23 protein-coding genes are annotated in these 24778 nt (G+C 68.7%); 9 read left to right on the plus strand and 14 right to left on the minus strand.

Annotated features, from left to right (window positions below; genetic code table 11):
• Positions 1 to 34: 34 nt before the first annotated feature.
• From fbaA to ACQCVD_RS03300, 10 genes are all read right to left on the minus strand, one after another.
• Positions 35 to 1069 carry a class II fructose-bisphosphate aldolase gene (gene fbaA, locus ACQCVD_RS03255; protein WP_426822267.1) on the minus strand — a complete coding sequence of 345 codons (1035 nt, stop codon included), beginning with the start codon at positions 1067 to 1069 and terminating at the stop codon, positions 35 to 37.
• Between the two features lie 141 nt (positions 1070 to 1210).
• The gene (locus tag ACQCVD_RS03260) at positions 1211 to 2425 is read right to left on the minus strand and encodes a glycoside hydrolase family 76 protein (RefSeq protein WP_426822268.1); all 1215 of its coding nucleotides are present in this window, start codon (positions 2423 to 2425) and stop codon (positions 1211 to 1213) included.
• A gap of 51 nt (positions 2426 to 2476) precedes the next feature.
• Positions 2477 to 3157, minus strand: a complete 681-nt coding sequence (locus ACQCVD_RS03265) for a TrmH family RNA methyltransferase (protein ID WP_426822269.1) — start codon at positions 3155 to 3157, stop codon at positions 2477 to 2479.
• On the minus strand, positions 3150 to 3704 hold the full coding sequence (gene pyrE, locus ACQCVD_RS03270) for an orotate phosphoribosyltransferase (protein WP_426822270.1): 555 nt from the start codon (positions 3702 to 3704) through the stop codon (positions 3150 to 3152). Before pyrE ends, ACQCVD_RS03265 begins: the two co-directional genes overlap by 8 nt.
• 57 nt (positions 3705 to 3761) lie before the next feature.
• On the minus strand, positions 3762 to 5111 hold the full coding sequence (locus tag ACQCVD_RS03275; protein WP_426822271.1) for a hypothetical protein: 1350 nt from the start codon (positions 5109 to 5111) through the stop codon (positions 3762 to 3764).
• A gap of 97 nt (positions 5112 to 5208) precedes the next feature.
• Positions 5209 to 6075, minus strand: coding sequence for a sulfurtransferase (locus ACQCVD_RS03280; RefSeq protein ID WP_426822272.1), 867 nt, complete (start codon positions 6073 to 6075; stop codon positions 5209 to 5211).
• Positions 6076 to 6162: 87 nt separating this feature from the next.
• Positions 6163 to 6786, minus strand: a complete 624-nt coding sequence (locus tag ACQCVD_RS03285) for a response regulator (protein ID WP_426822273.1) — start codon at positions 6784 to 6786, stop codon at positions 6163 to 6165.
• A 9-nt stretch (positions 6787 to 6795) separates the two neighbouring features.
• A complete protein-coding gene (locus ACQCVD_RS03290) occupies positions 6796 to 8004 on the minus strand; it encodes a sensor histidine kinase (RefSeq protein WP_426822274.1) in 1209 nt (402 codons plus the stop codon).
• Between the two features lie 11 nt (positions 8005 to 8015).
• Positions 8016 to 8861 carry an ABC transporter permease gene (locus ACQCVD_RS03295; protein WP_426822275.1) on the minus strand — a complete coding sequence of 282 codons (846 nt, stop codon included), beginning with the start codon at positions 8859 to 8861 and terminating at the stop codon, positions 8016 to 8018.
• Between the two features lie 30 nt (positions 8862 to 8891).
• Positions 8892 to 9860 (minus strand): ABC transporter ATP-binding protein, encoded by a 969-nt coding sequence (locus ACQCVD_RS03300; RefSeq protein WP_426822276.1) that lies wholly within the window; start codon positions 9858 to 9860, stop codon positions 8892 to 8894.
• A 297-nt stretch (positions 9861 to 10157) separates the two neighbouring features.
• On the opposite strand from ACQCVD_RS03300, the gene ACQCVD_RS03305 reads away from it, so the two are divergent.
• The 6 genes from ACQCVD_RS03305 (at position 10158) to ACQCVD_RS03330 (ending at position 16477) form a co-directional block, all read left to right on the plus strand.
• On the plus strand, positions 10158 to 11564 hold the full coding sequence (locus tag ACQCVD_RS03305) for an MFS transporter (protein WP_426822277.1): 1407 nt from the start codon (positions 10158 to 10160) through the stop codon (positions 11562 to 11564).
• Between the two features lie 345 nt (positions 11565 to 11909).
• Positions 11910 to 12872, plus strand: a complete 963-nt coding sequence (locus ACQCVD_RS03310) for an ABC transporter substrate-binding protein (RefSeq protein ID WP_426822278.1) — start codon at positions 11910 to 11912, stop codon at positions 12870 to 12872.
• A 5-nt stretch (positions 12873 to 12877) separates the two neighbouring features.
• The gene (locus ACQCVD_RS03315) at positions 12878 to 13924 is read left to right on the plus strand and encodes an iron chelate uptake ABC transporter family permease subunit (protein WP_426822279.1); all 1047 of its coding nucleotides are present in this window, start codon (positions 12878 to 12880) and stop codon (positions 13922 to 13924) included.
• Positions 13925 to 13928: 4 nt separating this feature from the next.
• Positions 13929 to 14987 (plus strand): FecCD family ABC transporter permease, encoded by a 1059-nt coding sequence (locus ACQCVD_RS03320; protein WP_426822280.1) that lies wholly within the window; start codon positions 13929 to 13931, stop codon positions 14985 to 14987.
• Positions 14984 to 15766: an ABC transporter ATP-binding protein gene (locus ACQCVD_RS03325; RefSeq protein WP_426822281.1), complete on the plus strand. Its 783-nt coding sequence runs from the start codon at positions 14984 to 14986 to the stop codon at positions 15764 to 15766. Before ACQCVD_RS03320 ends, ACQCVD_RS03325 begins: the two co-directional genes overlap by 4 nt.
• A 33-nt stretch (positions 15767 to 15799) precedes the next feature.
• Positions 15800 to 16477 carry an SIMPL domain-containing protein gene (locus ACQCVD_RS03330; RefSeq protein WP_426822282.1) on the plus strand — a complete coding sequence of 226 codons (678 nt, stop codon included), beginning with the start codon at positions 15800 to 15802 and terminating at the stop codon, positions 16475 to 16477.
• A 1-nt stretch (position 16478) separates the two neighbouring features.
• Here ACQCVD_RS03330 and ACQCVD_RS03335 read toward each other — a convergent pair whose 3' ends face one another.
• A complete protein-coding gene (locus ACQCVD_RS03335; protein ID WP_426822283.1) occupies positions 16479 to 17051 on the minus strand; it encodes a TetR/AcrR family transcriptional regulator in 573 nt (190 codons plus the stop codon).
• A gap of 85 nt (positions 17052 to 17136) precedes the next feature.
• Between ACQCVD_RS03335 and ACQCVD_RS03340 the strand changes: the two genes are divergently transcribed.
• Entirely contained in the window at positions 17137 to 17616 is a 480-nt protein-coding gene (locus tag ACQCVD_RS03340; RefSeq protein ID WP_426822284.1) for a hypothetical protein, read from the plus strand.
• A gap of 6 nt (positions 17617 to 17622) precedes the next feature.
• Here ACQCVD_RS03340 and ACQCVD_RS03345 read toward each other — a convergent pair whose 3' ends face one another.
• Both ACQCVD_RS03345 and clpB read right to left on the minus strand, forming a co-directional pair.
• A complete protein-coding gene (locus ACQCVD_RS03345; RefSeq protein ID WP_426822285.1) occupies positions 17623 to 18060 on the minus strand; it encodes a DUF4265 domain-containing protein in 438 nt (145 codons plus the stop codon).
• A 234-nt stretch (positions 18061 to 18294) separates the two neighbouring features.
• A complete protein-coding gene (gene clpB / locus ACQCVD_RS03350) occupies positions 18295 to 20856 on the minus strand; it encodes an ATP-dependent chaperone ClpB (RefSeq protein WP_426822286.1) in 2562 nt (853 codons plus the stop codon).
• Positions 20857 to 21388: 532 nt separating this feature from the next.
• Between clpB and ACQCVD_RS03355 the strand changes: the two genes are divergently transcribed.
• Positions 21389 to 21997 carry a class I SAM-dependent methyltransferase gene (locus ACQCVD_RS03355; protein WP_426822287.1) on the plus strand — a complete coding sequence of 203 codons (609 nt, stop codon included), beginning with the start codon at positions 21389 to 21391 and terminating at the stop codon, positions 21995 to 21997.
• Between the two features lie 93 nt (positions 21998 to 22090).
• Here the strand turns inward: ACQCVD_RS03355 and ACQCVD_RS03360 are convergent, their stop codons facing one another.
• Positions 22091 to 23461: a sodium/glutamate symporter gene (locus tag ACQCVD_RS03360; protein ID WP_426822288.1), complete on the minus strand. Its 1371-nt coding sequence runs from the start codon at positions 23459 to 23461 to the stop codon at positions 22091 to 22093.
• A gap of 143 nt (positions 23462 to 23604) precedes the next feature.
• Here ACQCVD_RS03360 and ACQCVD_RS03365 point away from each other — a divergent pair, with 143 nt between their 5' ends.
• Positions 23605 to 24756, plus strand: a complete 1152-nt coding sequence (locus ACQCVD_RS03365; RefSeq protein WP_426822289.1) for an NAD(P)-binding domain-containing protein — start codon at positions 23605 to 23607, stop codon at positions 24754 to 24756.
• The last annotated feature ends 22 nt before the right edge of the window (positions 24757 to 24778 follow it).

Genomic DNA, 24778 nt, shown 5'->3' on the forward strand with positions numbered 1-24778 from the left:
GGCGGCCGGGGGAACCGAACTGCGCGGCGGGGTCCTACTTGGTGACGGACTTGCCCACGGAGTGCAGGTCCTCGCAGGCCTCGATGACCCGCTCGGACATGGACTGCTCCGCCTTCTTCAGGTAGGAACGCGGGTCATAGGCCTTCTTGTTGCCGACCTCGCCGTCGATCTTGAGCACCCCGTCGTAGTTCTCGAACATGTGGGAGGCGATCGGGCGGGTGAAGGCGTACTGGGTGTCGGTGTCCACGTTCATCTTGATGGTCCCGTAGCGCAGGGCCTCCTCGATCTTCTCCTTCTCGGAACCGGAGCCACCGTGGAAGACGAAGTCGAAGGGCAGGGCGGAGTCATCCAGGCCCAGCTTCTTGCGGGCGACCTGCTGGCCCTCCAGCAGGATCTCCGGGCGCAACTTCACGTTGCCCGGCTTGTACACGCCGTGGACGTTGCCGAAGGTGGCGGCCAGCAGGTAGCGGCCGTTCTCACCGGTGCCGATGGCGTCGATGGTCTTCTCGAAGTCCTCCGGGGTGGTGTAGAGGTTGGCGCCGGCCTTGGCCTCGACGCCGTCCTCCTCGCCGCCGACGACACCGATCTCGATCTCCAGGACGATGTTGGCCTTGCGCGACTTCTCCAGCAGCTCCTGGGCGATCTCGAGGTTCTCGTCGATCGGCACGGCGGAGCCGTCCCACATGTGGGACTGGAACAGCGGCAGCTCCCCGCGGTCCACGCGTTCCTGGGAGACGGCCAGCAGCGGGCGGACGAACTCGTCGAGGACCTCCTTCTGGCAGTGGTCCGTGTGCAGCGCAACATTGATGCCGTAGTGCTGGGCAGCCTCATGCGCGAAGGCGGCCAGGGCCTTGGCGCCGGCGACCTTGTTCTTCACACTCAGGCCGGAACCGAACTGCGCACCGCCGGTGGAGAACTGGATGATGCCGTCGGACTCGGCCTCGGCGAAGCCCTTCAGCGCGGCGTTGATGGTCTCCGAGGAGGTGCAGTTGATCGCCGGGAAGGCGAAGCCGCCCGTCTTGGCGCGGTCCAGCATCTCGTTGTAGACCTCGGGAGTTGCGATAGGCATGTGTTGGTTCCTCCATCAGATGGTTGAAAGTCCAGATGACGGGCCCGTCGGCCGTCAGTCCGCCTCCCAGTATGCCTGCGACGCAGCCGTTTTTCTCGGGTACCGGGTGATCCACACCCCAGTGTGGGACGGGTAACATTGCTACTCCCCCGAAACGGTGCCCCCGACTGTCTCCAGTTCCGCGGCCACCCGGGCGGCCGCCTCCATGAGCATCCAGCCCGAGAGCTGCACCGACAGGTCCCGCTCATCGATCCGGATGACCCCGACCTTCTCCGACAGGGACGTGGCCGCCAGCCCGAAGTTGTGCGGCAACCGGGCACCCTCGGTCCAGTCGGTGGCGAAAACGGGCAGCCCGTCCACCTCCAGGCGGTTGCCCCACACGCTCTCCGCACTGCCGATCACCAGGCGGGCCGCCAGCCGGCGGGTGTCCTTGTTAGCCCGACTGTCCGCCGGCAGTCGCACCGCCACGTCGGCGAGGTACCGGGCCAGGATGCCCTTGAACAGTCCCCCGTCACCGTCGCCGGTGGCCCAGTCGATCACGCCGTCCGCATTCGCCATCTCGCGCGCCACCGCCCGGACCAGGGAACGGATGTGGGTGATGTAGGACATCGCGTCATCCACCCGCTCGGCGTCGGCGACGTCGGTGATCTGGTCGGTGTGGGTGAATCCCGCACGTTCGCGCAGCCGGAGCGCGATCTCCAGGCTGGCCCCCAGTGTCACGCCCTGGCAGTAGGGGTGGATCTCGCGCACGATTTCGGGGCCGTGCATCCGCATGCGCAGGCCGTCGGCCACCAGCCCCGTCTCGGTGAGGAGATTGTCGTAGATCCAGTCGACGATGTTGATCGCCTGGTCGAGGCGCCCCGTCCGCACCATCATGATCGCGGCCGGGCCGTTGGTCGGCACATTGTAGAAGGTCTCGCCCCGGCGCCACGGCAGGACGCTGGTCAGCCCGTCGATGCCAGCGATGATGTCGAACTCCAGGGCGGACAGTGCCTTGGGTGCCTTGACCTTCTTCAGCCGGTCGGCCCGGGCCATCGCCAGGGCCAGCCAGGCCTTGTCGTCGTAGTACTGGTTATTGGTCAGTTTGCCCAGGTTGCGGATCCGGATGGCCCGCATGGTCTCCCGGATGCGCTGCTGCCGCCCCTTGGTGGGGCGGCGGCTGGCGGCGTCGACCAGGCAGTCCAGATAGTGGGCCTGCCACCAGTAGTGCCAGTGCAGGAAGATGGTCTCCTTCGCCGTGGGCGGCCAGGAGACCACGGCCAGGTTGGTCCGGGGCAGCCCCCAGAGGGAGGACGCGTGTCGTTCGTTGATCGCGGTCTCGGCGAGGTCGGCGCGGTGCGCCCATTTCTCTAGCACTGTCGTTTTCTCACTCCCGGTGCAGGTTCGTTACCTCATCGTAACAACTATCTACCAGGCACTGCCGAGATCACCGTGCTGTCTGATCCAGCTGTGCATGGCGATCCCGGCAGCCACCCCGGCGTTGATGGAACGGGTGGAACCGAACTGGGCGATCGAGCAGGTCATCAGGGACCCCTGCGCGGCCTCCGGACTGATGCCCGGGCCCTCCTGACCGAACAGCAGCAGACATTCCCGCGGCAGCTCGGCCGTCTCCAACGGCACCGAGCCCGGCGTGTTGTCGATGGCCACCACCGTCAGATCGTTGCGCAGCGCCCAGATCAGCAGCGAGTGCACGTCCGGGTGATGCCTGAGATGCTGGTAGCGGTCGGTGACCATCGCCCCGCGTCGGTTCCAACGCCGCCGGCCGACGATGTGGACGGTGTCCACGGCGAAGGCGTTGGCGGTGCGCACCACCGTGCCGATGTTGGCGTCGTTCTCGAAGTTCTCGATCGCGATGTGCAGCGGGTGCCGACGGGCGTCGATGTCCGCCACGATCGCTTCTCGGGACCAGTAGCGGTAGGCGTCGACGACGTTGCGCCGGTCGCCCTCGGCGAGCAGCTCGGCGTCATAACGTGACTCCGTGGGCACCGGCTCACCCGGATGCTCCTCGGACCAGGGGCCGACCCCGTGGCGGCCCTGCCCCCACTCGGTGGGGCCGGGCACCAGGTCGGGGCTCTCGGGTTCAGGCAAGATCGAGATCCTCGAGTCCCAGCAGGAAACGGTAGTCCAGCCCGGCGTCGGCGATGACCTGGTCAGCACCGGTGGCGCGGTCGACCACGGTGGCCACCCCGACGACCTCGGCCCCGGCCTCCCGCAGGGCCGAGACGGCCGTGAGCGGGGAGTTTCCGGTGGTGGTGGTGTCCTCGACCACGAGCACCTTCTTCCCCACGATGTCCGGGCCCTCAATGCGGCGCTGCATGCCGTGCTTCTTGGTCTCCTTGCGCACCACGAAGGAGTCGATCTCCCGGCCTTCGGCGTGCATGACGGCGGTGGCCACCGGATCCGCGCCCAGGGTCAGTCCACCGACGGCGACGAAGTCCCAGTCCGCGGTGAGCTGGCGCAGCAGCGTGCCGATCAGGCGGGCGGCGCGGTGGTGCAGGGTCGCCCGGCGCAGATCCACGTAGTAGTCGGCCTGCTTGCCCGAGGACAGGGTCACCTCGCCGCGTACGACGGCGAGTTGCTTGACCAGTTCGGCGAGCTCGGCGAGCTGTCGGGGTTCCAGGTCGGGTCGGGTCATGGCGTCATGGTCTCCTTGCGGGCCGGGCGGGATGTGCGGATCAGATCAGCCTAAAGCCTAGTTCTTGTCATCCCGCAGCGGATCAGTGCCCAGCTCCTGGGCCAGATCGTCGAAGATGCTGGGGCCGTCACTCAGGTCACGCAGCACCCGCAGTCCGTTGTAGTCCTCCGGATCCAGGTCCGGGGTGCCCTCCGCGATGGGCTCGACCTCATCCGCGCCGACGGCCCGGGGTTCGACCACCCCGCGGCTCTCCGCGCGCTGGCGGGTGGGCAGCTCCAGCGGCTCCTCCGGCCGGATGACCAGCGGGGGCGCCGGGGCCTCAGCCACTGGCGGGTGCGGCTCGACGACGGGTTTCTGCCGCGGCGGCATCAGCCGGGTGGGGTCCAGATCGTCCAGATTGAGTGCCTGGGGCGCGTTGAGCGGCGGCGGGAGGGTGCGCGCGGCGTCGGCGAGGGAGGCCAACGGCGCGCACATCTCATCCCAGGTGTCCAGGCGCGAACCCTTCCCGGTCTGGGCGAGCACCCAGTCACCTTCCACCCACACGGCCGTGACCAGCTCCGGCAGGGCATCCAGGGCGGCCTTGACGCGTTCATCGATGAAGCGTTCCGCCGGCCCCGCCTCCGTGGCGAACAACCGGAAACCGTGGACGTCCCCGACCGGCACCAGATCCGGGGACTCCCCGCCGCGGTCGGCCGGGATGTCCGCGATGCGGCGCAGGTCCACCACCACGTCGGAGGCCGCCCCGCGGCGCAACGCCATCACGGTCACCCCGCCCAGGTCCACCAGGTGCATCTCCTTGCCGTAGACGGCGCCACTGACGACGTCACGCACCACCGCTCCGCTGGCGGCGGCGCCCCGCTCCCACTCGTCGTCGAGGTACTCGTCGGTGCGCTTGAACTCCCAGCCGTTGTCCTCCGCCCAGGTGCGGCGCTCGCGGCGCTGGGCACCGGGCAGGGACAGTCCCGGGCGGTGCCGGGGTTTCCGCTCAGCGGCCGCCTCCCCGGGCTCGGCCGGATCCTCCCCCGGTTCGTCATCGTCGCTCTCCCCCGCCTCAGCGGCCTCGACGGGTTCCTCGGCGGTGCCGGTGACGGGGCCGGTCTCCGGTGTCGGCTCGGGTGTCGGGGGCGCGGCGTCCGGTGCTGGTTCGGCCTCCTCCTCGATCTCCACGTCGAGGGGTTCCTCCCCGGCGTGGTCGGGGGCTTCGGGTGTTGGTTCCGTCACGTCCGGCCCCGCCGGCGGTCCCGCCGTTCCGGAGGCCCCGGGTGCCGTTTCGGGGGCGGTGGGACTACCGGGGGTGGCGGGCTCAGTGGTCTCGTCGGTTCCGCGGCGTCGGGAAGCATCGACGAACCACAGTGCCGCGGCTCCGACCGCCGCGACACCCGCGAGAACGAATGCGATAGTTTCCATTACCCAATACAGTAGCGGTCAGCAGCAGTGATTCGGGGAATTGCGCCCGTTTTCCCGGTTCCGGCCCCATAACCCGGCCGGGTGCGGCCCCACGGGGTCAGGCGTTCTGGGATTCCGCCACCGCCACCGGATTCCGGGAGGTGGCGCTCCACTGGGACCATCCCCCCACGTAGTGCGCCGGGGTGGGGAAACCTGCGAGGTGCATGGCCACCAGCAACTGGGCAGAGTGGTTGCCGGAACCGGAGTAGACGATCATCTCCTGATCGCCGGTCACCCCCGCCTGCTCCAGCAGCGTGCGGATCTCGTCCGGGCTGCGGTAGGTGCCGTCCGGGTTGATCATGTCGCGCGACGGCACGTTGACCGCCCCGGGGATGTGCCCGGCCTTGAGGTCCAGCAGCTCGCGGCGCCCGCCGAAGCGGGCGGGTTCCCGGGCGTCGATGAGCAGGCCGTCGAATTCACGGACGTCCTCCATCGTGGCCAGGGGCAGCTGCCCCGGATTCGGCGTGACGTTGCTCTCCGGCTGCTGGTTACCGGGGCCGGCCAGCACGGGGTAGCCGGCGTCGTCCCAGGCGGTGAGTCCGCCGTCGAGGATGCGCACATTGTCCACCCCGGCCCAGCGCAGGATCCACCAGGCACGGGCGGCGTACAGGCCGCGACCGAAGTCGTAGACGATGGTGCTGCGGTTCTTCCGCAGCCCCCAGCGGCGGAACCAGAAGGCCAGGGTGTCCGGGTCCGGCATGGGGTTGCGGCCGGCGGTCGAGCTGGGCACGGCCGCCAGCGCCGCCGCCGGATCACAGAACAGGGCGGTCGGGATGTGCTCGGAGGAGTAACGGCTGAGCCCGGCGGTGTTGTACCCGGCCAGACTCCGGGTGTCTCCGGCAGTCCAGTAGCAGGCGAGAAGGCTGATCTTGTGGGCGTGGAAAATGGCTTCGCGGACCTCGGACGGAGTCATGAGAGTACTCATGCCCCGCAGTCTATTGAGGGTTCCCGGCTTGTGCCGGGTGGACGGATCACGAAGCCGGCTGGGCGGGCGGGCAGGGTCCGCCGCGGTCTACAGCCACCCCAGTTCCCGGGCGCGGGTGTAGGCCTCGAAGCGGTTCTGGGCGCCGACCTTGCCCATCGCCTGGGACAGATAGTTGCGGGTGGTGCCCGACGCCAGATGGGCCGCGGCCGCGATCTCCTCCACGCTGCCGCCCCGGCCGGCGAGTTCCAGGATCTCCTCCTCGCGTTCCGTCAGCGGGGACTCTCCGGCGGAGATGGTCATGGCGGCCAGCTCCTGGTCCAGGTACCGGCGCCCGCCCCGCACGCTGCGGATCGCTCCGGCGAACTCCTCGGCGGTGGCGGTCTTGGGCAGAAAACCCAGTACCCCGTTGGCCAGTGCGCGCTTGAGCTGGCGGGGCCGGGCGTGGCTGGTCACGATCAGCACCGGCAGATCCGCACTGAGTTCCCGCAGCTGGACGGCGGTGTCGATGCCGTCGATCCCGCCGAGCTGCAGGTCGAGCACGCAGACCTGGGCCACCGGCTGGGAGGTGGTCAGCCGCTTGCGCCACCAGGTCAACAGCTCCTCACCGGAACCGCAGGTGACCAGGACCTCCAGGTCATCCTCCAGGCTGAGCAGGGTGGCCAGGGAACTGGCCACCAGGGACTCGTCGTCGGCGATCGCGATGGTGATCATCTTGTCTCCTTATTCCGTGGATTCCGCGGGGATCAAGGTGGCGGCGAAGTTCCCGCCGTCCTTCTCCACCAGCAGACGTGCCCCGTGCTCGCGGGCGCGGCGGCGCAGGGAACCGAGTCCGGACAGCCGACCCAGCTCCCCGTTCGCCCCGTCATTGCTCATGCGCACCCGCTCCGCGCCCAGTTCCAGGTGGACGGTGGTGGCGTCGGCGTGCCGCAGCACATTGGTGGTGGCCTCCCGGACGAACCAGGCGGCCAGCTCCCGGTCGGCCTCGGCCACGTCCAGGGCGTCGCCGGTGGTCTCGAGGATCACCTCGGCGTCGGCCAGCAGGGAACGCGCGCCGGTGATCTCGGTGGCGAGGTTGACGGAGCGGTAGCCCTCGACCACCTCCCGCATCTCCGACATCGATGTCCGGGACAGCTGCTGCAGCTGCTCCAGCTCGCCCGTCAGCCGCTCGTCGCCACGCCGGGCCAGAGCCAGGGCCAGCTCGGACTTCAGAGAGATGGCCGCCAGGTGCTGCCCCAGGGTGTCGTGGAGTTCCTGGGAGAAACGCAGGCGTTCCTCGGTGACCTTCAGGGAGGCCTCGGTGCGGCGGGCCTCCTCCACCTCCTTCATCAGGTTGACCGTCCACACCGACAGTGCGACGGTGCCCAGGAAGAACAGGCCGAGAAGCGGCAGGAAGACGATGCTCATTCCCGCCGCCCCGTGGAAGGCCAGGCTGACGGGAACGGTCAGCACCAGGCAGAGCAGCCAGCGGTAACGCAGCCAGGGCAGATAGGCGCAGCAGAGGATCATCACGGCGGCGTTGCCCACCAGGATGCCGAAACCGATGGTGGGCTCCGGCGCCGCGGGCAGCAGAGTCAGCAGACTCAGCGCGAGCAGCAGCAGGGTGTAACCCAGCCCCGCCCGGTACACCGGGCGGACCTCGCGGCGGGGCCGGGTGTTCAGGTCCGGCTGCAGTTCCAGGACCGCCGTGGCCCAGGCGGCCCCCACCGCGATGAGCAGCAGCGTCAGCACCGCCAGCCAACCCGGGATGCCCACGGCGTTGTTTGCGGCCACCAGCGCGACGACCATCCAGAGGAAGGTGAACGGCGGCAACGACTCAATGGACAGGCGGGTGTACAACACGAACTTGGCGGCGCCACCGAGGCGTCGCCAGGTCTGTCGCGGCCGGGCCAGTCTGCGCAGGCCGGCGTGCAGCGCGTGATCGTTTGTCATCGGTCCTGATATTAGCGGTGGGAGTCCCAGCGCATGGTGGTCTTCGCGGCGTAGAGGGACACGGCTGTCCAGGCCACCAGGATCAGCAGGGGCTGCCCGGCCGCGGTGAGGGTGTCGGCGAAGTTGAGCGCGGTGGCCCCGGACAGCAGGTCCCCGAAGATGGCGCCGTTCCATCCCAGCCCGATCAGATCGCTGATCGCGGCGTAGGGGGTGAAGCTGATGATGTCGTGGACGATGCCGTCGCCGAACATCGGGCGTAGGGCGCCCAGGCCCAGGATCGCGATGGTCAGCACCGGAAAGGAGGTGATCTGGGCGGCCTCGGCGTTCTTGGTGTAGGCGCTGGTCACCAGCGCCAGCGCGCTGAACAGGACCAGGCCGAGCAGCACGGCGACGGCGATCAGCACGAGGTTCACCGGAGCTGGGGCCCCGAGGATGATCAGCAGCGGGACGATCACGATGGTGAAGACGGTGGCCAGCAGCGCGCCGGGGGCGCAGATTCCGGCGAGGATCTCACCGTCCCGGGCCTCGCCGGTTCGCAGCCGTTTGAGCACGCGTTCGTCGCGGCGGGTCGTGGCCATGGACAGCACGGTGTAGAACTGCACGAAGGTCAGCGTGTAGAAGACGAACATGTCGAAGGAGTTCGCCGCCTGGACACCCTCGCCGTCGCCCATCAGGAACAGCAGCAGCGGGATACCGAGGGGAAACACGGTGGCCATGAACAGCAGGGTCTTGTTGCGGCGGAACTGCAGCCATTCGGCCCGGGCCAGTGAGCTGGTGCGCTGGAAGGTTGTGGACCGGTTCCGGTGCTTGTCGGCGTCCGCGGCAGGCACGGTGGGGGTGATCGGTGCGGTGGCCATGGGGATTCTCCTTGTGGGGCGCGGGTGGGGTTACAGGGACTGTGCGTCGGCGCCGGCGATGTCGAGGAACACCGTCTCCAGGGAGGCGGGGCGGGCGGCGAAGGCGGTGAGGTGCAGGTCGTGCTCGGCTGCCCAGTTCAGGATCCGGCGGGTGTCCGCCTGCAGCCGGCTGGTGGTGATCTCCACCCTCCGGCCGTCACGGGTCAGTGAGGTGCCGGGCAGTTCCGGCAACGGCGGGTAGTTGTGGTCGAGTTCGAAGCGGATCACGGAGCCGGCGTCGGCGATCAGTTCGGGCAGCGTCCCCTCGACGGCGAACCTGCCGCGGTGCATGATCGCGATCCGGTCGGCCAGAACCTCGGCCTCCTCCAGGTAGTGGGTGGTCAGGATCATGGTCACGCCGCGGTCCTTCAGCCCCCTGAGCAGCTCCCAGACATTGTGGCGGGACTCCGGGTCCAGGCCGGTGGTCGGCTCGTCCAGGAAGATCACCGAGGGATCGCCGAGCAGGGCGCAGGCCAGGTCGAGGCGGCGCTGCTCACCACCGGAGAGGGAACCGACCTTGACGTCCGTCCGGTGGTTCAGTCCGACCTCGCCCAGCACGACGTCGATGTCACGAGGGGTGGAGCAGGTTCCGTGCCACATGCGCATGGTCTCTGCCACGGTCAACTGACTGGGCAGCCCGCCGGACTGGAGCATGATGCCCAGTTCGGGGCGCAGCTCGGCGCGGTCCGTGACCGGATTCCTCCCCAGGACGGAGACGGTTCCGGAGGTGGGCTCGGCCAGCCCCTCCAGCAGTTCCAGGGTGGAGGTCTTGCCGGCACCGTTCGTGCCGAGCAGGCCGTAGACCTCGCCGCGGTGGACGGTGAAGGTGGACCCGTCCACGGCGGTGTAGGTGTTTTTCCCGCTGCCGTAGGTGCAGGTCAGCTCATTGACCGCGATGACGGTCTCCCGTCCGGCGTGGTCAGCGGGGGCGGTTTCGTTGGCTCCTAGTGTGCTGGTCATGCCCCTTACTCTGCCGGGCGGGTGTTTTCGCAGGTAGCGATGGATGTCAGGAGTCTGCGGGTACGGTGTCACGAATAGTCGCTGACATTTGTCATGTGGCGGCGGCAGAACGGCGCCGGAGCGGTGCCGGGAAGCCGCCGGGAGATGCACCCTGGGAGAGCCCCTACCTGGTTCCCGGGTTTTACGTTGTTCTCCGGTCCGGTATTTTCTTGCTGGTAACGGCAGTTAATTTCGTCATCCGGCTACCCCTCGGCTGGCGTCGCGCAGACCTCCCCATCCACCAGGAGTGCCGAGCCCGTGAAGCCCTTCCACCAGATCCTGATCAACACCCTGATCGCGAATGTGACCACGAGCTATCTGTGGTTCGCCCTGACGTTCTGGGTGTACCTGGAAACCCGCGATGTCGCTCTGGCCGGCACCCTCAACGCCCTCTACATCGGACTGATCGCGATCGGTTCGGTCGTCTTCGGCGGCATCGTCGACCACAACCGCAAGAAGAACGTGATGGTCTTTGCCGCGGTGTCCACGCTGGTCTGTTTCGCGCTGGCCGCGGTGGTGTGGGTGACCGCCATCAACCCGGACACGATCGGCATCACTGATGCTGCGCTGTGGGCCTTCTCGGCACTGACCCTGGTGGGCGCGGTGGTCGAGCACCTGCGTAATATCGCGCTGTCCACCACCGTCACCCTGCTGGTCCCGGAGGGCCGGCGTGACCGGGCGAACGGCCTGGTGGGCATGGTCCAGGGCGTGGCGTTCATGGCCACCAGCATCCTGTCGGGGGTGTCCATCGGCTTCATCGGCATGGGGCCGACGATGTGGATCGCCCTGGGCCTGACCGTGGTGGCGCTGGTCCACCTGCTACCGGTGAGGATTCCCGAGGAAGAGATCCTCACCACCGCCGAAGCCCAGGCCGCGGTGGGCGCCGGGATCCCCACGGAGGCGGACCACGGCGGCGTCGATAAGCCGCAGGGGTATCACGCGGCGGAGCACAAGGGGCTGGATCTGCACGGGTCCCTGCTGATCATCCTGTCCGTCCCCGGCCTGCTGGCGCTGATCCTGTTCACCTCCTTCAACAACTTCATCGGCGGGGTGTACTCCGCGATGATGGACCCCTACGGTCTGGAGATGTTCCGCCCGGAGGTGTGGGGCACGCTGCTCGGCCTGACCAGCCTCGGGTTCATCCTGGGCGGCGCGATCATCGCGAAGACCGGCCTGGGGAAGAATCCCGTGCGCACGCTGCTGCTGGTCAACGGCGTGGTGGCCATCCTGGGCATCGTGTTCGTGGTCCGCGAGTGGTGGTGGCTCTACATCGGCGGCATCTTCATCTTCATGCTCATCAACCCGGCGACGGAGGCCGCAGAGCAGACCATCCTCCAGCGGGTGGTCCCCTACCGGCAGCAGGGGCGGGTCTTCGGGCTGGCCATGGCCGTGGAGATGGCGGCCAATCCGCTGGCCACCCTCGTGATCGCCATCGTGGCCCAGGCCTACGTGATCCCCTGGATGGCGGGTCCGGACGGGCAAGCCGCCTTCGGCTGGCTGCTCGGCGAGGGCACGACCCGCGGCATGGCGCTGATGTTCATGGCCTCCGGCGTGATCATGCTGATCGTGGTGCTGTTGGCCTTCCTCTCCCGGCCGTACCGACTGCTCAGCCGGTACTACGCGGAACACCGGCAGGACCTGGCGGGGCAGGGTGGGCCCGGTTGATCCCGGCGCTGCGCAGAAACTGTGCGCAGCTGCGCACCCCTACCCCGGTGGCGAGTGCCGCCGAGGATAAGCCGGGCGGCACTTACCGACGCCCCGCCTGGCACCTCCTGCGCAGCTGCGCACTCGCGGCGCGCGACTCACTGTGTCCCCTGGGGCGGAAAGTGTGCGCAGGGACTGGTGTTGTGCGCAGCTGCGCACTCCCCCGGGAAGAGCACGCGGGACGCCGTGGCAGCCAACGGCCACTCCCCCTCCCGACACCCCCGGAAAAGGAAAGGTACCCTAACCTAAGTTAGGTCGTGCTAATGTCTGCGATCGGTTATTGTCCGCACTCCGAAAGGCCCGCCCGTGAAACGTCGGCTCCTCACCTCCATCACCGCTACCGCGGCCCTGCTCCTGGCATCCTGTTCCGGATCCCAGGACGGGCCCGCCTCCGACGCTGAGCCAGCGGGCGACGGGGGCACCACCCTCTCGCACCCCACGATCGACGGTCTGGAGATCTCCTTCGAGCAGCAGCCGGAATCGCTGGTCATGGACTGCTACGCCTACAGTTCCCTCCACGAGTACGGGATCGAGCCGGACGCCCTGTTCGGCTTCGACTGTGAGAACCCCTGGGTGATGGGCGACGCGGACATCAGTGGCATCGAGCGGATCGGCCAGGACGGCGAGATCAACATGGAAAAGCTCGCCGAGATCCATCCGGATGCCATCATCGGCCAAGGTGACGCGGAGGGCTGGTCCTGGTTCGACGAGGACGTCAATGCCCAGCTGACCCGGGTGGCCAACTTCATCCCCCTGCCCTCGGGGGAATCCGTGGGGGAGAACATCGACGCCACCCGTCAGGTCGCCGGTTTCCTCGGCGCCGACACCGGGGCGGAAGGCGTCCGGCAGGCCGACGCCGACCTGGAGACCGCTAAACAGGAGTTCTCCGATGCCGCGGCGGCGAAGGACCTGTCCTTCCTGCTGGCCAGCCCCACCAAGGAGATGCTCTACACCGGCGTCGGTTTCAACCAGGCGGACCTGCTGGGGGAACTCGGCGCCACCATCGTCGGCCCACCGGCCCCGGAAAGCGGGAACCCTTGGGGCCAGGTCGCCTGGGAGGAGGCCTCGACCTACCCGGCGGACGTCATCCTCGTGGAGGGCTATGACGCGGACAACGGTTTCACCACGGAGCTCTGGGAGGACCTGCCGGCGGTCCAGGCCGATCAGGTCACCGGCTGGAACTCCAAGGGGGCAATGACCTCACGCGCCTACGCCGACTGGCTGTCCGAGCTGACCGGGCAGGTCAACGCCTTCGACAAGGTCGTTTAAGCGCGATGCCGGTGACCCTGGCCGAACCCGGCCCCACGACCCGACGGCACCACCCGCGGTCGTCGTCACGCGCGCTGGGCCTGCTGCCGCTGGCCCTGCTGTGTCTCGCCGCGCTGACGCTGAGCATGCTCGTCGGCTCCCGCACCATCCCACCGGGCGAGGTACTGCACTTCCTGCTCCACCCCGACCCCACGGCCCCGGTGTCACAGGTGGTCTGGCAGTCGCGGGTGCCGCGCACGGTGCTGGTGCTGCTCGCCGGCGCCGCGCTCGGGGTGGCCGGCGGGCTGATGCAGGCGGTCACCCGCAATCCGATGACCGACCCCGGTATCCTCGGCGTGAACGCCGGGGCGTCGCTGGCCGTGGTTCTCGGCCTCGCCTACTTCGGCATGACCGACGTGGGCCAGTACATGTGGTGGTCACTGGCCGGCGCGCTGGTCACCTCGGTGGTGGTCTTCATCGTGGGCAACACCGGGACCGGCCGGGGTAACCCCGTGCGCATGACACTCTCCGGGGTGGCGCTCGGTGCCGTGCTCTCCGGCTTCAGCTCGGCGGTACTGCTGAGCAACTCGGACGTGCTGGAGCGCATGCGCGGCTGGTCGGCCGGCACCACCGCCTCCCAGCCCCTGGCCGCCACCCTGACCATCGCGCCGCTGATCGTCGCCGGATTGGTGCTGGCGCTGCTGAGCACCCGCTCGTTGGACGTGCTCTCCCTCGGCGAGGCCGCGGCCGTGGCCATGGGGGCCCGTCCCAACCGCATCCGGCTGGTGGTCCTGCTCGCCATCGCCCTGCTGGCCGGCGGCGCCACCGCCGCGGCCGGTCCCATCGGCTTCCTGGGACTGCTGGCCCCGCACCTGTCCCGCATGGTCGTCGGTCCGCACCAGGGCTGGATCCTGCTCTACTCCATCCTGCTGGCCCCGGCGGTCCTGGGTTTCTCCGACGTGATCGGGCGGGTGATCACCCCGGGTGAGGTACCCGTGGGTGTGGTCACCGCCTTCGTCGGCGCCCCGTTGCTGATCTGGATGGTCCGCCGATTCCGCGTCGCGGAGGTGTGAACGGATGACGGACATGAAACTCGATTTCGGCCGCCGCGTGTACCGGTTCGGCCCGCGGCACCGGCCGCTGCTGCTTGTCGACGCCCGCTCGGCCCACCTCTGCGCCCTGCTCTGGGCGGCGACGGCGTTCCTCGGCGTCCTCGCGGTGTTCTCCGGGGACGCCACAGTCACCCTTACCGAGGCGCTGGCTGCCCTATCCGGCAACGGGACGGAGTTCACCACCATGATCGTGGTGGAGTGGCGCATCCCGCGGATCCTGCTGGCCGTGCTGCTGGGCGCCACTCTGGCGGTCAGCGGCGCGATCTTCCAGAACCTGACCGCCAACCCCTTGGGTTCGCCGGACGTGATCGGTTTCCAGACCGGATCCTTCACCGGTGCGCTGATCGTGATGCTGCTCCTGCGGGGCGGGGCATTGGCCACGGTGGCCGGTGCCCTGGTCGGGGGCGTGGCCACCGCTTTCGCGGTCTTCCTGCTGGCCTCCCGGCACGGGGCCGCCCGCGGGGTCCGGCTCATCATCGTCGGGATCGGGGTCAGCGCCATGCTCGCCTCCTTCAACGTCTGGCTGCAGCTGACCGCCACCGTCGAGGACGCGATCATGGCCGGGCTCTGGGGTGCGGGCAATCTCTCCGGCGCCACCTGGCGGACCGTCCTGCTGGTGGCCGCCTCCTCCGCGGTGTTTCTGCTCGGCGCCGGGCTGCTGGCCCGGCCGATGAAACTGACGCAGATCGGCATCCCCTTCGCCACCGCCCTCGGGCAGAATGTGCGCCGCGTCCAGGTCGCCGCGATCGTCGTGGGCGTGGGGTTGACGGCCCTGGCCACCGCCAGTGTCGGTCCGGTCTCTTTCATCGCGCTGGCCGCCCCGCAGATCGCCCGGCGTCTGGTGCGCTCGGACGGCCTGGCCCTGGGGCCGAGTGCCGCCGTCGGAGCGTTCCTGCTGCTGCTCGCCGACATCGCCGCCCAGCGCCTCAACCCGGATTCCCCCCTGCCCGTCGGCATCGTCACCGTATCCATCGGTGGCCTCTATTTCCTGTGGCTGCTGCTCCGGGAAGGAAGGAAACCATGACCCGGCTGCTCGTCACGGAGGCCGCCCTCGGTTACGCCGAGAAGGTGGTGTGTGACAACGTCTCCGTCGCCGTCCCCGACCGCGCCTTCACGGTGATCGTCGGACCCAACGCCTGTGGCAAGTCCACCCTGCTCAAGAGTCTGACCCGGCTGCTCACCCCAAGCTCCGGCAGCGTGGTGCTGGACGGCAACGCCCTGCACCGGCTGCCTACCCGGCAGGTCGCCAAGGAGATCGGGCTGCTGCCCCAGGGGCCGGTCGCCCCGGACGGCATCCGCGTGGTTGACCTGGTCTCCCGGGGCCGGTACCCGCACCAGGGTATGTTCCGACCCTGGTCCCCGGAGGACGAGACCGCCGTCGCCGACGCCCTGGATGCCGCCGGGGTACGGCACCTTTCGGGCCGGCTGGTCGACGAGCTCTCCGGGGGCCAACGACAGCGGGTGTGGCTGGCGGTCGCCCTGGCCCAACAGACCCCGATCCTGCTGCTGGACGAGCCGACGACCTACCTGGACCTGAACCACCAGATCGAGCTGCTGGAACTGTGCCGGCAGCTCAACCGGGAGGAGGGCACCACCCTGGTGGCCGTCCTGCACGACCTGAACCAGGCCGCCCGCTACGCCGACCACATCATCGCCATGCAGGCCGGCGCCGTGGTGGCCGCCGGCACCCCGGACGAGGTGATCACGGAATCCCTGCTCGCCGAGGTCTTCGGGCTCGACGCCCGGGTGATCACCGACCCGGAGTCGGCCAGCCCACTGGTGGTCCCGCGCTGGCGGCACTAGCCGGCACCACCCCGTCCCGGCATACTGGGCGTCATGAACCAGCTGTCGCAGGAGCGCGGCGCCCCGACCGTGACCGCCACCGGCGAGGCCGGCATCGAGGTGCGCACCGACCGCGCCGAACTCACCGTCACCGTCGCGGTGCACGACGCGGACCAGCAGGCGTGTCTGCGGCGGCGTCGTGAAGCAGTAGCCGTGGTCCGCACCGTGCTCGCGCGCGTCCCGCTGCTGGGACAGGAGGACGAGAAGGTGCACGAGTCCGTCTCCCATGACCGCGTCCATCAGGCCAGCTGGAGCGTGACGCTGGTGCTGCCCGACGCTGCGGATGAGGCCGCCCGGGAGCAGCTGGTGGAGGCGATCTCGCGGCTGAGCGGGGCCGGGGACTGCCAGCTCAGCGGGCCGGATTGGAGTCTCAGCCCGGCCGCCCGGCACGCCGCGCACTCCCGGGCGCTCGGGAAGGCAGGCACCGACGCCCGCGCGCAGGCCGAAGCCATGGTCACGGCCCTCGGCGGTCGGATCAGCGGGATCAGGTCCGTCACCGCAAACTCCCACGTTCCGCTCACCCTGGACGCCGGGCCGGCGCGCACGCGGATGACACTCGCCGCCGCCGAGGCTCCGCTGCCGGAACGGCAGCTGGAGATCAACGCCGAACCGGCCCTGGAGACGGTACGTGCCGCCGCCGAGGTGGTCTGTTTCGCCGAATTCCCGGGCTAAATCACAAAAAGCACAGCTTCCGGAGCCTGGTGCACAGCACATCGCGGGCCTGCCCGGCATCGAAGTCCGGGTCCTCGAGCAACCGCAGACTCAGCCCGTCGAGCACCAACCGCAGCTCCAGGGCCGCCGGGGCGACGTCCTCCGGCGGACAGGTGGCGGTGACGATCGCCTGGCACAGCTCATCCAGCTGCGCGGCGGCGGCGACACCGGCCCGTCGCAGCTTCTCCTGCCCCGGATGCGTGGTGTGCACCGACAACCGGGCGAGCAGGTCGGCCCGTGATTCCGCCGTGGTGGGCAACAGCTCCAGGAGCAGTTCCACCACCGTGTCCCGGGAGAGTTCGGGCCGGGCGCGGAGCGCGTCCCGGTGCCGGGTGATGCGCTCCTCCCCCTCGGTCAGCAGGGCGAGAAGCAGGTCCTCATGCGAGGGGAAGATATGGCGTAGGGAGCCGGTGGACATCCCGGCCTCCTCTGCCACGCGCCGGACGCTGGTGGCTGCTGCCCCCTCGCGGACGAGCAGACGGGCGGCGGCATCGAGAACTTGGCGGCGGCGCTCCTGGCTGGACCTTCTCGGCATGCCCCGAACTCTATTACAACCCTGCGGCCCGTGCCGGGTGTACACAGGAGCACCGCTGGACAGCGGTGCACTAGGATTTCCAGACGTGTCCGACTCCCCCTCACCAGCCGCTTCCCGACGCCGCGTCCCACGCCCCGGGCGTCGCAGCGGGGTGCCTGTGGGCGCAGTGCTGGCCGGATTACTGCTGAGCGGGTGCGCCGCCGCCGACGGCACGGCGGTGGACGGTGCCGGTGAGGAGGTCGTCGTCTCCACCCAGCCGATCGACGCGGTGACGGTGTCCGCTGACCCACCCAGCCCGGCCGCACTGAGCGGCGGGGCCGGCGCCGTGACCTTTTCCTGGACCGGGCTGCTGGCGGGCGAGCCGGTCACCCATGAGGAATGCGTGGGCATGGTCGCGCTGACCTCCCCCAAGGGCCACCTGGTCCACTTCGACCCGAGTCTGCGGGAATGCTCCGGACAGACCGTCCTGCCGTTGGATGCGACGACCACCGTGACCGGCGATTACCGGCTGAACGTGATGCTCAACGGCCTGAACACCACGATCTTCTACCCCGTGCTGCCCTAGCCGGAATCAGCCCCGTGGCAGGTCCCCGGGGGCCAGCTGCACCAGGCCCTGATCCTGCAGCTCGGAGAGGTACTCGGCGATCCCCTCCCCCGGCGCGTCCGGGGCGAGGTTGACCGTGAGCACACCGGGCACCGGGTTCCCGACCCGGCAGCCGAGCGACTCCAGCCGCGGGTGCAACTGACCGGTGAAGGGTTCCTCGACCAGTACCCGCAGCGTCCGGTTGCCGCCGCGGACGGCGACGCCGGTGAACTCGAGGACCTCATCCACCGGGTGGGCGTGGACGACGTCGCCCAACGCCAGGCCGGTGGCGGCGACGGGAATGCTCAGCACCAGGTAGTGGCCGCCGCCCAGATGCTGGACGGCGAGCTGCTCCGACTCCACGCCGGCGATCTCCAGCGGGACGCGGAGGACACTCCCCGGGTGGGAAGGGACAGGTGGGGTCATACGGTCCTTTCGGTGGTCCTGATGTGTTTTTGCCGGACGCCGGCGGGCGGGTCAGTAGTGGTAGCGGCATGCGGCGATGCGCACCCCAGCGCCGAGGCCCTGTGGACGAGTCGGCGCCCGACACGGGTGGCACTTACCTCTCCCCAATCCTGGGTTACTGCATCCGACACCCCGGCGGAACCACGCCCTGCGCCCTGCCTGCAGGAGGCAGGGCGCAGGGCGTGGAAACCATGCTTAGCGTGCGGCGCTGATGTCCAGGGTCTCACCGCCGTCAGCCACGTCGACGTTGACGGTGTCGCCGTCGCGGACGTCACCGGCCAACAGCTTCTTGGCCAGCTGGTCGCCGATCGCCTGCTGGATCAGACGGCGCAGCGGGCGGGCACCGTAGGCCGGGTCGTAGCCGCGTTCGCCGAGCCAGTGCCGGGCGGCGTCGCTGACGTGCAGCTGCAGGCGCCGTCCCGCCAGCCGGTCCGAGAGCTGGTCGACCTGGATGTCCACGATGTGGGTCAGCTGTTCCTCGGACAGGGCGTCGAAGATGACCACGTCATCCAGCCGGTTGATGAATTCCGGCTTGAAGGTGCGCTTGACCGCCTCCATCATCTGCCCGCGGTCACCGCCGGCCCCCAGGTTGGAGGTCAGGATGATCACGACGTTGCGGAAGTCCACCGTGCGGCCCTGGCCATCGGTCAGGCGGCCGTCATCGAGCACCTGCAGCAGGATGTCGAAGACGTCCGGGTGCGCCTTCTCCACCTCGTCGAAGAGCACGACGGTGTAGGGGCGGCGGCGCACCGCCTCGGTCAGCTGGCCCCCGGCGTCATAGCCGACGTATCCGGGAGGAGCACCGACCAGGCGGGAGACGGAGTGCTTCTCGCCGTACTCCGACATGTCGATGCGCACCATGGCACGTTCATCGTCGAAGAGGAAGTCGGCCAGGGTCTTGGCCAGCTCCGTCTTACCCACGCCGGTCGGGCCGAGGAAGAGGAAGGAACCGGTGGGACGGTTCGGGTCCGCGACTCCGGCCCGGGCGCGGCGCACCGCGTCCGAGACCGCCTGGACGGCGTCGGACTGCCCGACGACCCGGCGGCCGAGCACGGACTCCATGTTCAGCAGCTTCTCGGTCTCCCCTTCGAGCATCTTGCCGGCGGGGATACCGGTCCAGGCGGCGACGACCTCGGCGATGGTGTCCGGGGTGACCTCCTCGGAGAGCATGGCGTTGTTCTGCCCGTCCTGGACGTTCTCCTCGGCGGCCTCGACCTCCTTCTCCAGCTCCGGGATCCGGCCGTAGCGCAGTTCAGCCACGCGGCCGTAGTCGCCCTCACGCTCGGCGATCTCGGACTCCGAACGCAGCTTCTCCAGCTCCTCCTTGGCTTCGCGGACGCGGTCGATCGCACCCTTCTCATTGGTCCAGCGGGCCTTGAGCTCGCCGAGCTTCTCACGCTCGTCGGCCAACTCGGAGCGCAGCTTCTCCAGCCGCTCCTTCGAGGCCTCGTCTGACTCCTTGCCCAGGGCCACCTCCTCGATCTCGAGGCGGCGGACGATGCGCTCGCGCTCGTCGATCTCCTCCGGGGAGGAGTCGATCTCCATACGCAGGCGGGAGGCGGCCTCGTCGACCAGGTCGATGGCCTTGTCCGGCAGGAAGCGGGAGGTGATGTAGCGGTCCGAGAGTTCGGCTGCGGCGACCAGGGCGGAGTCCTGGATGCGGACACCGTGGTGGACCTCGTAGCGCTCCTTCAGCCCACGCAGGATGCCGACGGCGTCCTCGACGCTCGGCTCGCCCACGTAGACCTGCTGGAAGCGACGTTCCAGGGCCGCGTCCTTCTCGATGTGCTTGCGGTACTCGTTCAGGGTGGTGGCGCCGACCAGGCGCAGCTCGCCCCGGGCCAGCAGCGGCTTGATCATGTTGCCGGCGTCCATGGCGGATTCACCGGAGGCACCCGCGCCGACGATGGTGTGGAGCTCATCGATGAAGGTGACGATCTGCCCGTCGGAGTTCTTGATCTCGTCGAGCACGGCCTTGAGCCGCTCCTCGAACTCACCGCGGTACTTGGCACCGGCGACCAGGGCACCCAGATCCAGCGAGATCAGGGTCTTGCCCTTCAGCGACTCCGGCACGTCACCGGCGACGATGCGGCGGGCCAGTCCCTCGACGATGGCGGTCTTACCGACACCGGGCTCACCGATGAGTACCGGGTTGTTCTTCGTCCGTCGCGAGAGCACCTGCACAACACGGCGGATCTCGGGGTCCCGGCCGATGACCGGGTCAATCGCCCCCTCCCGGGCCAGCCTGGTCAGATCCGTGGAGTACTTCTCCAGTGCCTGGAACTGTCCCTCGGGGTCCTGGCTGGTGACCTTCTGGGACCCGCGCACGGAGGGGAAGGTGCCGGTGATGGCCTCGTAGGTGGCGCCGCGCCCCTTGAGCAGGTCGGCGGCGTCCGAGGAGCCGCGGGCGATGCCCGCCAGCAGCACCTCGGTGGAGACGTATTCATCACCGAGCTCGCCGGCCAGCTCCTGGGAGGCGGTCAGGGCGTTGAGTGCGTCCCGGTTGAAATTCGGGTTGGCCAGATTGGCGCCCTCTGCCTTCGGATAGCTGTTGACCAGATCCTGTGCCTCCTTGAGCACAGTCTGCGGATCAACGCCGGTGGCCTTGAGCACCGGGGCGGCGACGCCCTCGGCCTGGTCCAGGATGGCGGCCAGCAGGTGGGCCGGACGGATGTCCGGGTTCCCGTTGGCGGACGCTGCCTGCAGGGCGGACTGCAGCGCCTCCTGGGTCTTGGTGGTGGGGTTGAAGGAGCTCAATTGCGTGTCCTTTCCTCGGTCACAACTTGTGTTTTATCAGTCAGCTTTCTTGCTCTCACTGGATATAACGCACCAAGAGTTGAGTCTGTTCCACTCAACCCGAGATTTTCTGAATCTTTTTTGAGTGCAGTCGGCTCAACTTTGGCTCCACCGCCCATCTTAACCACCGCCGGGGACATTGGACAGGGACTGTTCCCCCTCGGAGCCCGGACCAGGGGGCCAGGGGGCCACAGAGACCGTGATCCTGGACGTGCCGTCCGGCACCAGCTCCGCCACCGCCGGAGGCAGCCGTTGACAGAAGGCAGCAGGAAGCTGGTCCTGCCAAGGGGCCTCTTCGCCCCGCGGCACCCGCCGTCCCAGGAGCCGAGTGCCGCATGATCATAGTTTTCTGTCCGGTTACACCACGCTGTACCCCTCCCCGCCACATGCCGTTTTGCCAACCGGAAAAATTCCTTGCCCCATTTCCGGGACACCAGGCATGCTGTCCCGGACCGCAGGAGATGCCTGCGCCCATCACCACTGGAGGACCCCCGTGCACGACTTCGACCGCGACTACTGGCAGCAACACTGGCAGTCCGCCACCCGCCAGACACAAAGCGGCCAGATCCCGCCCAACCCGTACCTCACGGCCGTCGCGAAGCAGCTGGCGCCCGGCACCGCGCTCGACGCGGGCTGCGGGGCCGGAACCGAGTCCCGCCTCCTGGCCGAGGAGGGGTGGCAGGTCACCGGTGCGGACATCTCCGCCGAGGCCCTGACGGTGGCCGCCTCCCTGGCGGCACAGGCCGGGCAAAACGGGGTCACGTGGCTGGAGGCGGACCTGAGCACATGGGAACCGGACGACCAGTTTGATCTGGTCACCAGCAGCTACGCCCACCCAGCCACCAGCCACGCCGAATTCTATGCGCGGCTGGCCAGCTGGGTCCGCGCCGGCGGCACGCTGCTGATCGTGGGGCACCTCCACCATCACGGACCCGAAGCGGAGATTCCCGAACAGGCACAGGTCAGCCTGGATGAGATGACCCGCGCCCTCGACGAACACTGGCGCATCGAGGTCGCGGCGCCGCACACGCGACAGGTCTCCACTCCCGCCGGAGTAAAGACGCTGCACGACGTCGTGCTGCAGGCGACCCGGCTGGAGTGAGCCGGAGGACAGTGCGCAGCTGCGCACAACGACCACACGCCCGCACCTGGAGGAGGTGCGGGCGCGTGGCGGGGACGGGATGTCTCGGAGCGACTATGTTTCCGCCGTCGACGGCTCAGCGGGCCGCTCATCGCCCCTGACATGGCCGCGGGCGGGCAACCATTTACCGAAGACCGCCACCCCGAGCACCACCAATGCGATGAGAAGGGAGATCCAGCCGAGTCCTGCGGTGAAGCCGGCGATCACCGCGATCGGGGCCACGATGGTCATGCCGATCTCGAAGGGGGCGAAGCCGATGTAGGCCACGCCGTACTCGTTGAGCGTGCCGGACTTGAGCTTCGGGTCCACGATCTTGAGCAGGGCGATGCCGGTGGCCACGGCCGCGGTCGCCCAGCCCCAGCCGAACACGCCGCGCTCGAGCCACTTCTCACCGAACCAGCGCGGGGCCACCCAGAACAGGAAGAACAGGCAGTAGACCACGCCGAGCACGAAGAGGATGACCAACGGCAGCAGGTAGTCCGCGATGGCGGCCGGCACGATGGAGGCGATGCCGAAGGCGATCAGATAGTCGGTGGCCGCCCCCGAGATCGTGTTCACGGTGTCCTTGTCCAGGTACTTCGGCTTCTTCAGTGCCTTGAGAATGCCCATGCCGATGATGCCGATGACAAATGACATCGCGAACAGCGGGATGGACACGGCCGGGAAGATGTCGCTGATGACGCCGTTCACCAGGTAGGCCAGGAGAACCGTCAGGGCGATGATGCCGACGTGCAGCGCCATCGGCTCGATCGCGGAGGGGTTGGTGGTGGCCCGGCCGATGCTGGGACGGTCCCTCTCCTCATCGATATAGCCGCTGCGCAGATCCCAGGGCAGCTTGGAGGGCATGGCCGAGGTCTTGCCCTTGCGCATGCCCCAGGAGGTGAAGATGATGCCGCCGACGATCGCGGCCAGCGTGCCGACGGTCGCCGACGTGAAACCCAGCGAGGACGCCGCAGCCGCGCCCGCCCCCTCCAGGGCGCCACCGACTGCGGCGGCGGTACCGAAGCCACCGACGAACCCGACCGGCAGCATCATGCCGAACCAGGATTCGGTGCCCCAGATCGGCTGGAAGACGAACACGCCCAGCAGGATGAACAGGGCCCACTGCCCCATGAACATGCCGGTGGAAAACGACCACATGTTCCGTGCCCCGGAACGCACGGAGCGGTCGAAGGTCATGGAATACGGCATGGACGCGAACACCACGGCGATCAGGATGGAGGTGTAGGTGCCAATGTGCTCGGAGAAGTTGATCAGCTGCAGCACCTCGGGGCCGAGCACCAGGCCGATCAGGCCGGCGGTGATCGACGAGGGGATCAGCAGGGTCTGGAAGAAGGGGACCTTCCGGCGCAGCACGTTGCCGACGACCATGAGGGCGGAAATCCACCCCACATCAATCAATAAACTGTACGGGGTGTATTCCATGACCTACCCACTTCCTCTCTTTAAGCACTATCCAAATGTCAGAACGTGAAGAGCTTAGTCGATAGCTCACATTTCACCGACTCCTGTAGTCTCCCGCACTCTCACCCTTCACACTAGCGGGGAACCGTGCTAGTTTTGTTGACATGACAACTATTTACCAGGCGATCATCATCGGGGCAGGCCAGGCGGGGCTGGCGGCCGCCCACGAGCTCGCCCGGCGCGGACTGGCCCCGGGCGCGGACTTCCTGCTCCTCGATGCCAACCCCGGCCCGGGCGGCGCCTGGCGGCACCGCTGGGACTCGCTGACCCTGGGCAGGGCCCACGGCATCGCCGACCTACCCGGGTTGAAGATGAAGCGGCCGGACCGCGGAGTGCCGGCCAGCCGGCTGGTGACCGACTACTACGGCGCCTACGAAGACACCTTCCAGCTCCAGACGGTCCGGCCGGTGCAGGTCAGCCGGGTGGAACCGGTTGGCGATGAGCTGGTGCGGACCACGTCCGCTGACGGCCGGTCCTGGCTGAGCCGGATGGTGCTCAACGCCACCGGCACCTGGACAAACCCGTATATCCCCTACCTCCCGGGCATCGAGACGTTCCGCGGAACCCAGCTGCACACCAGGGACTACGTCCGCGCCGGGGACTTCACCGGCAAGAAGACCCTGGTGGTCGGCGGCGGCCTGTCGGCGGTGCAGTTCCTCCTGGAGCTCGCGCCGGTGACGGAAACCGTCTGGGCGACCCGACGTCCGCCGAACTTCACCGCCCGGGAATTTGATGCCGGGTGGGGCCTGGCCGTGGAAAAGGCGGTGCGGGAACGCACCCACGCCGGGGAGACGCCCGCTTCCGTGGTGCGCACCACGGGCATCCCGCAGCTGCCGGAGTATCTCCGCGGCGTCGAGGAAGGCACCCTGGTCAGCCGCGGCATGATCGACCGGATCGACGCCGGGAAAGTTCGCTTCGGACCACCGCTTTCGGCACGGGCACAGGGACTGGGACCGTCCGCGGACGGAGAACTCGCCGTGCCGGAGAGTTGGGACCCCTTCCCCACCGGTCATGTCGAGGAGGTGGACGTGATCTTCTGGAACACCGGCTTCCGTGCCGCCCTACGCCACCTGGCGCCGATGAAGCTGCGCAGCCGGGGCGGCATCAAGATGCTCGACGAGGTCACCCCCGCCGCCGATCCCCGGGTGCTGCTGGTCGGATACGGCTCGACCGCCTCCACCGTGGGAGCCACCCGCGCGGGGCGGATGGCCGGCCGGGTGGCCTGGAAACGACTGCGGGAACGACGGGGAGCGTAGCGTTGGCGACGGCGGAAGGGCT

Source organism: Corynebacterium halotolerans, assembly GCF_050107895.1.
GTDB lineage: Bacteria > Actinomycetota > Actinomycetes > Mycobacteriales > Mycobacteriaceae > Corynebacterium > Corynebacterium halotolerans_B.